Raw genomic sequence first — 15,318 nt, forward strand, 5'->3', positions numbered from 1 at the left:
CTTGCCTTACTCGTTTAGTAGATACAAAACCGGCCCCTCAGGGCCGGTAGTTACTCAGTTGTTGTACAGATCAATGATCGCACTGACTGCCTGCGTCTTGACCTTGGAGGCATCGTTACGTGCCTGCTCGATCTTGTTCAGGTAAGCCTCGTCGACGTCGCCGGTGACGTATTGGCCATCGAACACTGCGCAATCGAACTTCTCGATCTTGATCTTGCCGCCACCGACCGCTTCGATCAAGTCAGGCAAGTCCTGATAGATCAACCAGTCAGCGCCGATCAGGTCAGCAACGTCCTGGGTCGAACGGTTGTGGGCGATCAGCTCGTGAGCGCTCGGCATGTCGATGCCGTAGACGTTCGGGTAACGAACGGCCGGTGCGGCGGAGCAAAAGTAGACGTTTTTGGCGCCGGCTTCGCGAGCCATCTGGATGATCTGCTTGCACGTCGTGCCGCGAACGATCGAGTCGTCCACCAGCATCACGTTCTTGCCACGGAATTCCAGTTCGATCGCGTTGAGTTTCTGGCGTACGGATTTTTTCCGTGCAGCCTGGCCCGGCATGATGAAGGTCCGGCCGATGTAGCGGTTCTTCACGAAGCCTTCGCGGAACTTGACGCCCAAGTGGTTCGCCAGCTCCAGAGCTGCGGTGCGGCTGGTGTCCGGGATCGGGATCACCACGTCGATGTCGTGTTCAGGACGTTCGCGCAGGATCTTCTCGGCGAGCTTCTCACCCATGCGCAGACGGGCCTTATAGACCGACACGCCGTCGATGATCGAATCCGGACGTGCCAGGTAGACGTGCTCGAAGATGCAAGGGGTCAGGGACGGGTTCGTCGCGCACTGACGGGTGTGCAGCTTGCCGTCTTCAGTGATGTAGACCGCTTCGCCCGGTGCCAGGTCGCGAATCAGGGTGAAACCGAGCACGTCCAGGGAGACGCTTTCGGAGGCAATCATGTACTCGACGCCTTCGTCGGTGTGACGCTGACCGAAGACGATCGGGCGGATGCCGTGCGGGTCACGGAAACCGACGATGCCGTAACCGGTCACCATCGCCACGACCGCGTAGCCACCAACGCAACGGTTGTGCACGTCAGTCACCGCGGCGAACACGTCTTCTTCGGTTGGCTGCAACTTGCCGCGCTGGGCCAGCTCGTGAGCGAACACGTTCAGCAGGACTTCCGAGTCGGAGTTGGTGTTGACGTGGCGCAGGTCAGATTCGTAAATCTCCTTGGCCAGTTGTTCAACGTTGGTCAGGTTACCGTTGTGCGCCAACGTGATGCCGTAAGGCGAGTTGACGTAGAACGGCTGAGCTTCAGCCGACGTCGAGCTGCCTGCGGTCGGGTAACGCACATGGCCAATGCCCATGTGGCCGACCAGGCGCTGCATGTGACGCTGATGGAACACGTCACGTACCAGGCCGTTGTCCTTGCGCAGGAATAACCGGCCATCATGGCTGGTCACGATACCGGCAGCGTCCTGGCCGCGGTGCTGGAGGACGGTTAGCGCGTCATACAGCGCCTGATTGACGTTCGACTTACCGACGATACCGACGATGCCACACATGCGACGCAACCCCTACTTAATGGATCTGAACTGAACAACACTCACTGAGGCGTTTTGGCCATCGGCAAGAGTTGATCCTTGAACGGTATCTCAGCGGGTACGCTGATACCGCTGGCAAGCCACTGACTGCTCCACCCGAGAATCAGGTTTTTGGACCAGTCTGCGACCAATAGAAATTTTGGCACGAGCTGTGACTCTTTCCACCACCCGTCCTGCTGTACCGGCCCCAGGCTCAACAGCCCGACCGCCACGACCACCAGCAACACGCCACGCGCGGCGCCGAAGGCCATGCCGAGGAATCGATCGGTCCCGGATAGCCCGGTGACGCGAACCAATTCGCCGATAAGATAATTGATCATTGCGCCTACGATTAACGTGGCAACAAACATGATGGCACAGCCCGTGATCACACGAGCCGACGGTGTTTGAATGTATCCGGCGAGGTACTCGGACAATGAACCACCGAACATCCAGGCAACAGCTCCTGCGATGATCCAGGTCACCAGCGACAGTGCTTCTTTGACGAAGCCGCGGCTCAGACTGATCAATGCGGAGATGGCGACGATTGCAACGATCGCCCAGTCAACCCAGGTAAATGGCACAGTGCAGCCTACAGACGGATAAGGCGGCGCATTTTAGCAGAGCGCATGGCTATCGGTAAGCTGCGATTGTCAGTGCTTTTCAAATCGGGGCGATAGTTTTAAACCGCACCCAACCCTGGAGCAGCTGGCGAAGCCTGCGTTCGGGTGCGCAGCCGCCGTAAAATCAGGTAATTGGGTGTGAAAGACAAACCGCGGAGGCCGGGATTACGGCCGCTTCGCCGCCAGACGCTGCCTCGCGGGCTCGACAGCTGCTACACAGATTAAGGTGTCGGTTTTAGCCGCGTTCTGGCTGGAATCGCACGACAAAGCCCTTGAGCTTCTTCTGGCGGTCCAGCAAATCACGCAGACGGTCGGCTTCGGCGCGCTCGATCAGCGGCCCGACAAACACTCTGTTTTTACCGTCAGAGGATCGAATGTAAGCATTGTAGCCCTGACTGCGCAGGTCTTTCTGCAGGCTTTCGGCGTTTTCTCGGCTCGACAGACTGGCCACTTGCACCGACCAGCTGACCGACAGGCCATTGGCATCGATGCGACTTTGAGTGGTATCCGGTTTAGTCGGCGCTGCCGCGATCGGCTGGGCCGGTGGCGTCGTAGCCTTGGCGGCTGGCGCAGGCGCGACCGGTTTGGCAGCAGGCGCCGGGGCTACAGGGACCGCCGGCGCAATCGGTGCCGTCGGCGCCTCTTGCTGAGCGATTTCATCATCGCTCGGCACCGGCTCTTGAGGCAGCGCTTGCGGCTCAGGCACCACGACTGGCTCGACCTGCACTTGCGGCACCGCCGGGGCATGCGGCGCAGTGGGGGCGTCGACCACCACCTGACGCTGCTCATCCTGACGGGAAAACAGCATCGGCAGGAAAATTACCGCCAGCGCCACCAGCACCAGCGCGCCAACCATGCGTTGTTTGTAGGCCTTATCCAGCAATGCCATTTGCCGCTTCCTCCGTGGAGCGCCGGGCCAGCCATTCGAGGGCCTCGGCGACACAATAAAATGATCCGAACAGCAGAATCTCGTCGTCGCTCGTCGCCAGCGCGCTCTGCCCTTCCAGGGCGGCCGCCACGCTGCCATAGGACGTTACCGACGCGCCAACGTTCTGCAACGCTGCCTGCAAATCGGCAACCGGTCGCGCTCGCGGAGAATCCAGCGGCGCAACGGCCCAGTGCTGGACACTAGCATTCAATTCACCGACAACACCATCCAGATCCTTGTCAGCCAGCAAACCGAACACCGCCAGACGCTTGCCGACCGGTGGACGGCTGGCCAGACGCCGCGCCAGATATTCGGCGGCATGCGGGTTATGCCCCACATCCAGCAGCAGGTTCAAACGCTTGCCCTGCCAGTCGAACTGACGGCGGTCGAGACGACCCACCACCCGCGTCGCTTTCAGCGCATCAATAATCTGTGAATCTACCCACGGCAAACCGAGCAGCAGATAGGCCTGCAACGCCAACGCCGCGTTTTCCATTGGCAGATCAAGCAACGGCAGATCGCGCAGTTCGACCGCACACCCTTGAGCATCCAGGCCGCGCCATTGCCAGTTGTGATCGGTGATGCCGAGGTCAAAATCGCGCCCACGCAGGAAAAACGGGCAATTGAGCTCGCGCGCCTTATCCAGCAGAGGTTGTGGAGGATTCAGATCGCCACAGAGCGCAGGCGCACCCTGACGGAAAATGCCGGCCTTCTCAAAGGCCACGGACTCACGGGTATCACCCAGATAGTCCGCATGGTCGACGCCGATGCTGGTGACCAGCGCCATGTCGGCATCAACCACGTTGACCGTGTCCAGACGCCCGCCCAGACCGACTTCCAGCACCACCGCATCAAGCCCGGCCTGTTGAAACAGCCAGAATGCCGCCAGGGTGCCCATTTCGAAGTACGTCAGAGAGGTGTCGCCACGACCGGCTTCGACAGCCGCAAAGGCTTCGCACAGCTCGGCGTCAGAGGCTTCGACGCCATTGACCTGCACCCGCTCGTTGTAGCGCAGCAGGTGCGGAGAATTGTAGACACCCACATTCAGGCCTTGCGCCCGTAGCAATGAAGCCACGAATGCGCAGGTAGAACCCTTGCCGTTGGTGCCGGTGACCGTGATCACCCGCGGCGCCGGCTTGCCCAGCCCCATGCGGGACGCTACCTGTTGCGAGCGCTCCAGCCCCATGTCGATGGCCGAAGGGTGCAATTGCTCAAGGTAGGCGAGCCACTCGCCAAGGGTACGCTCGGTCATATGTTCGCAGGTACCGGCGGTACAACGATCGGCTCGATTGGCGCAGCGACGAATTTCGGCGTCGGCAGGCCCATCATTTGTGCCAGCAGGTTACCCAGGCGCGGACGCAGTTCCTGACGGTGAATGATCATGTCGATGGCGCCGTGCTCCAGCAGGAATTCGCTGCGCTGGAAGCCTTCCGGCAGCTTTTCACGCACGGTTTGCTCGATCACGCGCGGACCGGCAAAGCCGATCAGGGCTTTCGGCTCACCGACGATCACGTCGCCAAGCATCGCCAGACTAGCGGAAACACCGCCGTAGACCGGGTCAGTCAGTACGGAGATGAACGGAATGCCTTCTTCACGCAGACGCGCCAGTACCGCCGAGGTCTTGGCCATTTGCATCAGGGAGATCAGGGCTTCCTGCATCCGCGCACCACCGGAAGCGGCGAAGCAGATCATCGGACATTTGTTTTCCAGGGCGTAGTTGGCGGCGCGAACAAAACGCTCACCGACGATGGCACCCATCGAACCACCCATGAAGGAAAATTCGAATGCCGACACGACAACCGGCATGCCCAGCAAGGTGCCGCTCATGGAGATCAGTGCGTCTTTTTCGCCCGTCTGCTTCTGGGCGGCGGTCAGGCGATCCTTGTACTTCTTGCCGTCGCGGAATTTCAGACGGTCAACCGGCTCCAGGTCAGCACCCAGTTCGGCACGGCCTTCAGCGTCGAGGAAGATATCAATGCGGGCGCGGGCGCCGATACGCATGTGGTGGTTGCACTTGGGGCAAACGTCCAGGGTCTTTTCCAGCTCCGGACGATACAGCACAGCCTCGCAAGACGGGCATTTGTGCCACAGACCTTCAGGCACCGAGCTCTTCTTGACCTCGGAACGCATGATCGAAGGGATCAGTTTGTCTACTAACCAGTTGCTCATGCTTTCTTTCTCCAGTACCGGCGGCCCGAACACTCTGGTTCGCAGCCCCGCGTATGCCCTTGAGCTAAATTCATGTGTGTGGCGATGGTCGGTGGATGGCCGGGTCAGCGAAACGCGACCTGCGTACAACCCATCAACCCTCAGCCGTGCCTGCTTTGTGCAGCGCAGTGCATTTTGGGACGGCGGCAGTCTGCCAGCCGTCACATCCTCTATGTACTACCGCGTACCGCTTTGATGAACGCCTGAATCTTTGCGTGATCCTTGATGCCCTTGCTCGCCTCTACCCCACCGCTGACGTCCACCGCATAAGGCCGGACCCGGGCAATCGCCCCGGCGACGTTATCCGGGGTCAGACCGCCCGCCAGAATGATCGGCTTGTTCAAGCCTTGCGGTATCAGAGACCAGTCGAATGCTTCACCGGTTCCGCCCGGCACGCCTTCAACGTAGGCGTCGAGCAGGATTCCGCTCGCACTGGGGAATGCATCGCAGGCTGCCGCGATGTCGTCTCCGGCCTTGACCCGCAGCGCCTTGATGTACGGACGGTGCCAGCCTTCGCAATCGGCGGCCGTTTCGTCACCATGGAACTGCAACAGGTCCAGCGGTACGGCATCGAGTAATTCGCCCAGTTCGCAGCGGCTGGCATTGACGAACAACCCCACGGTGGTGACGAACGGCGGCAGCGCCTTGATGATGTCGCGCGCCTGCTGGAACGTCACGGCCCGCGGGCTTTTGGCGTAGAACACAAATCCGATGGCATCGGCCCCGGCCTCGACCGCCGCCAACGCATCTTCTATGCGGGTAATCCCGCAAATCTTGCTGCGAACGGCTGACATGTCGATAAATCCTCAGGGCAATTCCGGGAAAGTCCCGGATGGTAACAAATGCGTTCGAGGGCGTCAGCCGTCAAGTTCCGTGAAACCGGTCAGGAAGTGTGGGCCGATGTAACGCTCGGGCAATTCGAACTCGTCGCGGTACTCGACCTGCACCAGATACAGGCCAAACGGATGTGCGGTGACCCCGCCAGATCGGCGAATGCGGCTTTCCAGCACTTCCTTCATCCACTCCACCGGGCGCTCGCCGGCACCGATGGTCATCAGCACGCCGGCAATGTTGCGCACCATGTGGTGCAGGAACGCGCTGGCACGGATATCCAGCACAATCATCTTGCCGTGACGGGTGACGCGCAGGTGATGCAATTCCTTGATCGGCGATTTGGCCTGGCACTGACCGGCGCGGAACGCACTGAAATCATGGGTGCCGACCAGGTACTGCGCGGCCTCGGCCATGCGCTGGACGTCCAGCGGACGGTGGTTCCAGGTGATTTCTTCGTTGAGGTGCGCCGGGCGGATCTGATCGTTGTAGATCACGTAGCGGTAACGCCGGGCAATGGCCTTGAACCGCGCATGGAAATGCGCCGGCATGACCTTGGCCCAACTGACGCTGACGTCGTGGGGCAAATTGATGTTGGCGCCCATGACCCAGGCCTTCATCGACCGCTCGACCTGGGTATCGAAATGCACCACCTGACCACAGGCATGCACGCCTGCGTCCGTTCTCCCGGCGCACAGCAGCGACACCGGTGAGTCGGCGACTTTGGACAAGGCTTTCTCAAGGGTTTCCTGCACCGTGAGCACACCGGAGGCCTGGCGCTGCCAGCCGCGATAACGCGAGCCTTTGTATTCAACGCCCAATGCGATCCGGTAAAAGCCGTCGGCCGCCATTTCCGCAGCCGGATTATCTATATTTGCCAAGGGGTACAGCCTGCTGATCTACGCAAAGGCGGGCATTATAAGGCCGCCGGACCGAGACGCCAGAGTGGCTTCAGCATCGGCGGCGAATGTCAGGGCCTCATTGCGAGCAAGCTCGCTCCCACAGGGGGTCTGTGAACAGCGCAAATCCACTGTGGGAGCGAGCTGGCACCGGGCGGCGTTCCGACGATAGCAAAAGACCAGACACCCACTTGCTCACCACTCAAACAAAAACGGCAACCTCAATGGGCTGCCGTTTTATTTACTGCTGACGGGTCACTCAAACCAGACGCGAAAGCATTTCCTTGGCTTCGCTCTTCTGCCCGGCATCACCCTCGGTTACCACCTCATTGAGGATGTCCCGAGCACCATCGTTGTCGCCCATGTCGATGTAGGCCTGGGCCAGATCGAGTTTGGTAGCGACTTCATCCGTGCCGGAGAGGAAGTCGAAGTCCGGCTCATCCGCCGCCGACGCCAGGGCATCTTCTGCGGTGAAGCGCGGCTCGCCAATGCTCTGGGACAGACGATCCAGTTCGGCGTTGACGTCATCCAGTTCTGCTTCAAAGTCATCCGGAACATCAGCGATGGCAGGCTTGGCCGGAGCCGCGTCCATTTCATCCGCCAGCGACAGGTCAAAATCGGCAGGTAATTCCAGATCGTCCTGAGGCGCTTCAGGCACGACCGGAAAGTCTTTCACGCCTTCGTCCAGGTCCAGCAGGAAGCCGTCTTCAACGAGCATGGCCGGCGTCGGGTCTGCACCCAGGTCCATGTCCAGATCGAAGTCCGACAGGTCGTCGAGGTTGTCCTTGATGTCGGTTTGCTGCTGCAGCACCGATTCAAAGCTCAAATCGTCATCCAGCGGGAATTCGTCCAGCTCGGTCGACACGTCTGCCTCAGGCGCAACCACAGCCGGGGAAGCGGCTTCCAGGTCGTCCAGGCTCAGGTCGAACGCGCTGTCGAAGTCGTCATCGGCTGCGGCTGCCGGCGCTTGCGGCTCGTCCAACAGCAGGTCCTTGACGTACTGCGCATCCAGTTCCGCAGCGATGGCGGCCGCAGCCAGGCCACTGGCGGCAACCACGGCCATGGCCGGGAAACGGGTCTTGAGTTTTTCGACTTGGGCGAAGTTATCGCCGTTAGCGACCAGTTGGCGCTCCTGGCCCACAAACGCATCACGGTCGCCTTGCTGACCGTACACTTCCATCAGCTTCAAACGCAGGTCACTGCGCTGCGGCTCTTGCTTGATACCGTCTTCCAGCAACGCGGCAGCCTGGTTCAGACGACCCGCAGCAATGTGCGACTGCGCCTTGGTCAGCACGTCGTCATCACGCTCGCCAGCCGGCGACACCAGAGGTGCTGCAATCGGCGTAGTCATCACAACTGGTGCAGGCGCTGGCTTAGGAGCAGGTGCAGGTGCAGGAGCCGGTGCAGGCGTCGGCGCAGTGGCGAGCTTCACGCTAGGCGGCGGCACTTCCAGGCCTTCGAAGCTGCTTTCCGGCAGGTCGTTGTCGAAGGACATGTTCTGTTCTTCAGACAACGCACGGGCCATGCGCAGATGTTTCTCGGCTTCTTGCTGGGCTTTGCGGCGACGCGCCAGCAACAGCAGCAAGAGTGCCAACACCACCGCACCGCCACCGATCAGGCCCAGCAGGATCGGATTGGTCAGTAGTTCGTTGAACTTCTGGTCGTCGGAGACCGCTGGTGTCGGCTCGATTGCCGGCTCGGCAGGTGCCGGTGTCACTTCAGGGGCCGCCGCCGGAGCCGGCGCCACCTCAGCCGGTGCCGGCGCAGGGTTGGCTGCCAACTCAGCCGACATGGCCGGAGCGGTCTCAGTCGCAGCAGCAGGTGCACCCGCCGCGCCTTCTGCCTGCATCCTGGCCAGCTGATTGTTCTTCAGTTCGATCAGTTTTTGCAGCTTGTCCAACTGGCTTTGCAGATCGGTCATGCGACTTTTCAGTTCAGCGTTGTCACGACGGGTCGTGTCGAGGCTTTCCTGGGTCACAGCCAATTTGTTGCTCAGGTTCTTGGCATCGCCCGCGACACCTTTACCACCGGCCTTGCCGGATTCGGCAGAGACCAGGCTCAGCTTGTCCTTGGCAGGTTCTGCACTACCGGCGTCAGCACGACCGCGCTTGGTGGCATCGAGTTGTTGCTGCCCGGTGCCGGGTTTCGCCACATAACGACGCCCCTGGCGCCACGCGGTGTTCTGCGCGGCCACTTCAGCGATTGCCTTGGGTTGCGGCAGCGTGGTGGCTTGCGCCTGATCCGGCATGCGCAGCACCTGGCCGGTTTTCAGCCGGTTGATGTTGCCGTCGATAAAGGCATCCGGGTTCAGTGCCTGAATGGCCAGCATGGTTTGCTGAACCGAACCACCGTTACGCGCCTTCGCAGCGATTTCCCACAGGGTATCGCGCGGGGTGGTGGTGTATTGAGCCGGTTTGCTGGCACCCGTCACCGGCGCAGCAACGTTTGAAGTTGGCGCTGACTGCGCAGCCGCTTCAGCGGTCTGCGGCGAGAATTTGGACGGATCGAGCAGTACGCTGTAATCACGCAGCAGGCGACCGTTAGGCCACATGACCTGAACCAGGAATTTCACCATCGGTTCAGACAGGGGCTTGCTGGAAGTCACACGCAGGATGCTTTTACCGCTGGCGTTAAGCACAGGGGTGAAGGTCAGGTCATTGAGAAAGGCCTGACGGTCGACACCGGCCTTGGCGAAATCTTCAGGCGAGGCCAGGCTCGGCACCACTTCGGCGGCCGTAAGATCCTTGACGTCGAGCAGCTCGATTTCCGCCACCAGGGGTTGGTTCAGCGTCGACTTCAGGGTCAGTTCCCCGAGCCCGAGGGCATGCGCCATACCGGATGACAGCGCCGAGGCGGCCGCAATTGCTAACACCAGTTTGCGAACTTGAACCATAGCCTCATCCTTTGTTTGAACATTCCTCGGCCAGCGAGAAGGTATTGATAGTCGCTGCCGTAAGGCATTGCGCGCGGCGTCGAAGTGTCATCGCGCGCGATCATTTCTTGCCTGCCCCGCAAAGCCCCATCGAGGGGCTTTCCTTCAGCAGTGCGGCCAAGCATAGCGCCCGGCTAGAATCATTCTGTGAATTGTTGCCAAGTATCTTTTACAGCTGGTCTTTTATCAACAATTCAGCCACCTGCACAGCATTGAGCGCGGCGCCTTTGCGTACGTTATCTGACGTCAGCCACAGATTAAGTTCCGACAGGTCGTCGACACCGCTGCGAACCCGACCGACGTACACCACGTCCTGCCCTACCGCATCGCCCACTGCGGTCGGATAATCGCCGGCTTCAACCAGCTCGATACCGGGTGCATCTTCCAGCGCCGCGTTGACTTTCGCCAGGTCGACAGCGCTCCCTGACTGCAAGGTCACGCTAAAGCTATCGCCAAAAAACACCGGGGCTTGAATGCAAGTGACGGAAATCTTTAATTGAGGCCGCGCAATCACCTGACGCAACTCACGCACCAGACGTTTTTCCAGCAGCGTATGGCCCTGCTCATCCGGTTTGCCGACCTGAGCCAACAGGTTGAACGCCATCTGCCGATCGAAGAAAGTTGGCTCCAGCGGGCGCACATTGAGCAGCTCGGCGGTTTGCCGGGCCAGCTCCTTCACCGCTTCGCGACCTTGGGCGGAGACCGCCAGGCTGGCGGTGACGTTGACCCGTTGCAGGTCAATCACCGAAAGCAACGGCGCCAGTACCACGGCCAGGGTGGTGGCGGACGGGCTTGGGCTGCTGACCTGAAAGGGCTTTTTCAACGTCGCGAGGATTTCGGCATTGGCTTCAGGCACCACTTGCGGCGCCTGATCAGCCGACAAAGCGCCAGACAGGTCGATCACCGAGCAACCGGCAGCGGTCGCGCGGGAGGCGAAACTGAGGGTTACTGCCGGGCCGGCGGCGAAAAACACCAACTGGACTTTACTGAAATCGAACTCATCGACCTCTCGCACCCGTACGTTCTTGCCGCGAAACGGTACCGAATGACCGGCCGATTCGCTGCTCGCCAGCAGGTGCAAGTCGCCGACCGGGAAGTCGCGCTCTTCAAGAATCTGCACGAGCGTTTCGCCGACAGTACCGGTGGCGCCGACGACGGCGATATCAAAGGACTGGCTCATGGTTCTACCTCAGGCGAAACGGGGGGAGCGGCACTTTACCGGGTGGTGGGGATACAGGCAATTCGACGCGCGAAACCTTGCAGCCGCTGCCGAAGGCTGCGTTCGAGGACGAAGTCCTCGCTTTGGGGATCCCCGATCATTCAGAAGAACCGCACACTCAGGTTTTACGACTGCTGCGCAGCCGAACGCAGGCTTCGCCAGTTGCTACAGGAATAAAAAAACCCGCACCTCTTTCAAGGCACGGGTTTCTTCATTACTTCAACCGATCAACGCTCAAGCAGAATCCGCAGCATGCGACGCAGCGGTTCGGCCGCGCCCCATAGCAGTTGGTCGCCGACGGTGAAAGCACCGACAAATTGCGAACCCATGTTCAGCTTGCGCAGACGGCCCACCGGCACGTTCAGGGTGCCAGTGACTTTCGTCGGGCTCAGTTCCTGAATGCTGATGTCGCGGTTGTTCGGTACCAGTTTGACCCAAGGGTTGTGCTGGCTGATCAGTCCTTCGATGTCGGCGATCGGCACGTCTTTGTTCAGTTTGATGGTCAGCGCCTGGCTGTGGCAACGCATGGCGCCGATGCGCACGCAGATACCGTCGACCGGAATCGGGCTCTTGAAGCGACCAAGGATCTTGTTGGTTTCAGCCTGGGCCTTCCACTCTTCACGGCTCTGACCGTTCGGCAGTTCCTTGTCGATCCATGGGATCAGGCTGCCGGCCAGTGGTACGCCGAAGTTTTCGGTCGGGTACGCTTCGCTGCGCATGGCTTCGGCCACACGACGGTCGATGTCGAGGATCGCGCTGGCCGGGTCGGCCAGTTGATCAGCAACAGCGGCGTGGGTCGCGCCCATTTGCTTGATCAGTTCACGCATGTTCTGCGCGCCGGCACCGGAGGCCGCCTGATAGGTCATGGCACTCATCCACTCGACCAGACCGGCTTCGAACAGGCCGCCCAGGCCCATCAGCATCAGGCTGACGGTGCAGTTGCCGCCGATGTAGTTCTTGGTGCCCGCATCCAGCTGCTGGTCGATGACCTTGCGGTTGACCGGGTCCAGGACGATGACCGCGTCATCCTGCATGCGCAGGCTGGAAGCGGCGTCGATCCAGTAACCCTGCCAGCCGGCTTCACGCAGCTTGGGGAACACTTCGCTGGTGTAGTCGCCACCCTGGCAGGTCAGAATCACGTCAAGGGTTTTCAGCTCTTCAATGCTGTAAGCGTCCTTGAGCGGAGCAATGTCCTTGCCCACGGACGGGCCTTGGCCACCGACATTGGAAGTGGTGAAAAACACCGGCTCGATAAGATCGAAATCCTGCTCTTCCAGCATCCGCTGCATGAGCACGGAACCGACCATACCGCGCCAACCGATCAGACCTACACGTTTCATCGCAACTACACCTTCTTAAAAAGTGGGCCGCTGCTTTGTATTGAATTTCGCAGCGGGCCCGAGAGATTACAGATTCCGCAGCGCGGCGACTACTGCGTCACCCATTTCCTGCGTACCGACTTTAGTGCAACCTGCCGACCAGATGTCGCCCGTGCGCAGGCCTTGGTCCAGGACCAGGCTCACGGCTTTCTCGATGGCATCGGCTGCAGCCTGCTGGTTGAAGCTGTAACGCAACATCATCGACACCGACAAAATGGTCGCCAACGGGTTGGCGATGCCCTTGCCGGCGATGTCCGGCGCCGAACCGTGGCACGGCTCGTACATGCCCTTGTTGTTGGTGTCCAGGGACGCCGACGGCAGCATACCGATGGAACCGGTGAGCATCGAGGCCTGGTCGGACAGGATGTCGCCGAACATGTTGTCGGTGACGATCACGTCGAACTGCTTCGGTGCTCGCACCAGCTGCATGGCGGCGTTGTCGACGTACATGTGGCTCAGTTCGACTTGCGGGTAATCCTTGGCCACTTCCTCGACGATTTCACGCCACAACTGGCTGGACGCCAATACGTTGGCCTTGTCCACCGAGCAGAGCTTTTTGCCGCGCACCATGGCCATGTCGAAGCCGACGCGGGCGATGCGGCGAATTTCGCTTTCGCTGTACGGCAGGGTGTCGTAGGACTGACGCTCGCCGTTTTCCAGGGTGCGGGTGCCGCGTGGCGCGCCGAAGTAAATACCCCCGGTCAGCTCACGGACGATCAGGATGTCCAGGCCGGCGACGATTTCCGGCTTCAGGCTCGAAGCCTCGGCCAGTTGCGGGTACAGGATCGCCGGACGCAGGTTGCCGAACAGGCCCAGTTGCGCACGGATTTTCAACAGACCGCGCTCAGGGCGGATGTCACGCTCGATGGTGTCCCACTTCGGGCCGCCCACGGCACCCAGCAGCACAGCGTCGGCGGCGCGGGCGCGCTCCAGGGTTTCGTCGGCCAATGGCACGCCGTGCTTGTCGATGGCAGCGCCGCCGATCACGTCGTGGCTCAGCTCGAAGCCCAGGGAGAACTTGTCGCTGGCCAATTCCAGCACCTTGACCGCTTCGGCCATGATTTCCGGGCCAATACCGTCACCTGGGAGAATCAGAATCTGCTTGCTCATGCTTTCCTCATGTCATCAGTCGGTGCGCCCCTTGGGCACACCCGGAAAAATTCTATCGCTCGGCCATCAGAACCAATACATCGGTACTGAACGAGCCATCAGCCTCAATCTCAAAATATTCGCGCACTTCGTTGCCCATCGACTGCTGCAGCTCGCGGATTGCCGCGCGCATCACTTCAGGTGTGCGCATGCGCTCGACCCAGGAGGTGTACTCCAGACGCAGCCGTTGGCGCGTGGTGCTACGGGTATGCAACCCCGCTTCGCTGACCTGACGCAACCACTCGCCGGCGGAATAATCGCGCACATGGCTGGTGTCGCGCAGCACTTCGACGCTTTGCAGGTAAGTGTCGAACAACGGACTGCCCGGTGACAACACGTCGATGAACGCCGCCACCCCACCCGGCTTCAGCACCCGCCGGACTTCGCGCAGCGCCAGACCGAGATCACTCCAATGGTGCGCCGAATAACGACTGAAGACGAAGTCGAACTCGCCATCGGCGAACGGCAGGCGCTCGGCGGCACCGAGGACCGTCGATACGTTGCTCAAGCCACGATCAACGGCAGCACCGGCGACCACGTCGAGCATTTGCTGCGACAGGTCGTAGGCCACCACTTCCTTGACCAGCGAAGCCACGTGAAAACTCACGTGACCGGCGCCGCAACCCAGGTCCAGTACCCGAGCATCGCCCTGCCCGGCCAGTTCGGCTTGTAGCAGCGCGAATTCGGTACCTTGAGCGTGAACGGCGCTGCTCAGGTAGGCCGAAGCCTGCTCACCGAATTGCTTTTGGACGACCTGGGTGTGCTGGGCGGTGCTGGTCATGGTCACTTCCTTTGATTTTGTGGTGCCAGTTCCGGCCTCATCGCGGGCAAGCCCGGCTCCCACAGGTTTTGTGTACACCGCAAGCCCCTGTGGGAGCGGGCTTGCCCGCGATGAGACCAGCCCTATCTACATAAATCTCAGCCTAATCACGCGTCGCGAAACAACCAGGGCTGGCTCGCCCGGTGCTTGGCTTCAAACGTTGCAATTGCTTCATGGTCCTGCAACGTCAGGCCGATATCGTCCAGACCGTTCAACAGGCAATGCTTGCGGAACGCATCGATCTCAAAGTTATGCACCTTGCCATCCGGACGGGTCACCGTCTGGGCTTGCAGGTCGACCTGCAATTGATAGCCTGGATTCGCTTCAACCTGCTGGAACAGTTCATCAACCTCAGCGTCGCTCAAGATGATCGGCAGCAAGCCGTTCTTGAAACTGTTGTTGAAGAAGATGTCGGCGTAGCTCGGCGCGATGATGCTGCGGAAACCGTATTCTTCCAGCGCCCACGGCGCGTGTTCACGACTGGAGCCGCAACCGAAGTTCTCACGGGCCAGCAATACGCTGGCGCCTTGATAACGTTCGGCGTTGAGGACGAAGTCCTTGTTCAGCGGACGCTTGGAGTTGTCCTGATACGGTTGCCCGACATCCAGGTAACGCCATTCATCGAACAGGTTCGGACCGAAACCAGTGCGCTTGATCGACTTCAAGAACTGCTTCGGGATGATCTGATCGGTGTCGACGTTGGCACGATCCAAAGGCGCGACAAGACCAGTGTGCTGGGTAAAAGCTTTCAT

General features: G+C 60.4%; 13 protein-coding genes. All 13 read right to left on the reverse strand.

The annotated features are described in order from the left end of the window. Positions 1–54 precede the first annotated feature (54 nt). The 13 genes from purF to leuD all read right to left on the reverse strand — a co-directional run bounded on the left by purF (position 55) and on the right by leuD (position 15,318). Positions 55–1,560 (reverse strand): amidophosphoribosyltransferase, encoded by a 1,506-nt coding sequence (gene purF / locus AB4N43_RS06565; protein ID WP_010456022.1) that lies wholly within the window; start codon positions 1,558–1,560, stop codon positions 55–57. A 41-nt stretch (positions 1,561–1,601) separates the two neighbouring features. After that, a complete protein-coding gene (locus AB4N43_RS06570; RefSeq protein WP_027921580.1) occupies positions 1,602–2,162 on the reverse strand; it encodes a CvpA family protein in 561 nt (186 codons plus the stop codon). Positions 2,163–2,436: 274 nt separating this feature from the next. Continuing rightward, positions 2,437–3,090: an SPOR domain-containing protein gene (locus tag AB4N43_RS06575; protein WP_059181205.1), complete on the reverse strand. Its 654-nt coding sequence runs from the start codon at positions 3,088–3,090 to the stop codon at positions 2,437–2,439. After that, a complete protein-coding gene (gene folC / locus AB4N43_RS06580; RefSeq protein WP_027921582.1) occupies positions 3,074–4,381 on the reverse strand; it encodes a bifunctional tetrahydrofolate synthase/dihydrofolate synthase in 1,308 nt (435 codons plus the stop codon). The genes AB4N43_RS06575 and folC overlap by 17 nt, the downstream gene beginning before the upstream one ends. Further along, a complete protein-coding gene (gene accD / locus AB4N43_RS06585; protein WP_027921583.1) occupies positions 4,378–5,298 on the reverse strand; it encodes an acetyl-CoA carboxylase, carboxyltransferase subunit beta in 921 nt (306 codons plus the stop codon). Before accD ends, folC begins: the two co-directional genes overlap by 4 nt. A gap of 209 nt (positions 5,299–5,507) precedes the next feature. After that, complete coding sequence (locus AB4N43_RS06590) at positions 5,508–6,131, reverse strand: phosphoribosylanthranilate isomerase (RefSeq protein WP_027921584.1); 624 nt, start codon at positions 6,129–6,131, stop codon at positions 5,508–5,510. Positions 6,132–6,194: 63 nt separating this feature from the next. Further along, positions 6,195–7,019, reverse strand: a complete 825-nt coding sequence (gene truA, locus AB4N43_RS06595) for a tRNA pseudouridine(38-40) synthase TruA (protein ID WP_027921585.1) — start codon at positions 7,017–7,019, stop codon at positions 6,195–6,197. 307 nt (positions 7,020–7,326) lie between these two features. Beyond that, entirely contained in the window at positions 7,327–9,960 is a 2,634-nt protein-coding gene (locus tag AB4N43_RS06600; protein ID WP_460153589.1) for a FimV/HubP family polar landmark protein, read from the reverse strand. 208 nt (positions 9,961–10,168) lie between these two features. After that, a complete protein-coding gene (locus AB4N43_RS06605) occupies positions 10,169–11,179 on the reverse strand; it encodes an aspartate-semialdehyde dehydrogenase (protein ID WP_059181208.1) in 1,011 nt (336 codons plus the stop codon). A gap of 266 nt (positions 11,180–11,445) precedes the next feature. Continuing rightward, positions 11,446–12,558, reverse strand: coding sequence for an aspartate-semialdehyde dehydrogenase (gene asd, locus AB4N43_RS06610; RefSeq protein ID WP_027921588.1), 1,113 nt, complete (start codon positions 12,556–12,558; stop codon positions 11,446–11,448). 66 nt (positions 12,559–12,624) lie between these two features. Further along, the gene (leuB, locus tag AB4N43_RS06615) at positions 12,625–13,707 is read right to left on the reverse strand and encodes a 3-isopropylmalate dehydrogenase (protein ID WP_194939771.1); all 1,083 of its coding nucleotides are present in this window, start codon (positions 13,705–13,707) and stop codon (positions 12,625–12,627) included. Positions 13,708–13,759: 52 nt separating this feature from the next. After that, the gene (locus tag AB4N43_RS06620; protein WP_027921590.1) at positions 13,760–14,527 is read right to left on the reverse strand and encodes a class I SAM-dependent methyltransferase; all 768 of its coding nucleotides are present in this window, start codon (positions 14,525–14,527) and stop codon (positions 13,760–13,762) included. A gap of 146 nt (positions 14,528–14,673) precedes the next feature. Further along, positions 14,674–15,318 (reverse strand): 3-isopropylmalate dehydratase small subunit, encoded by a 645-nt coding sequence (leuD, locus tag AB4N43_RS06625; RefSeq protein WP_027921591.1) that lies wholly within the window; start codon positions 15,316–15,318, stop codon positions 14,674–14,676.

The organism is Pseudomonas sp. S2_B07 (genome assembly GCF_054668435.1).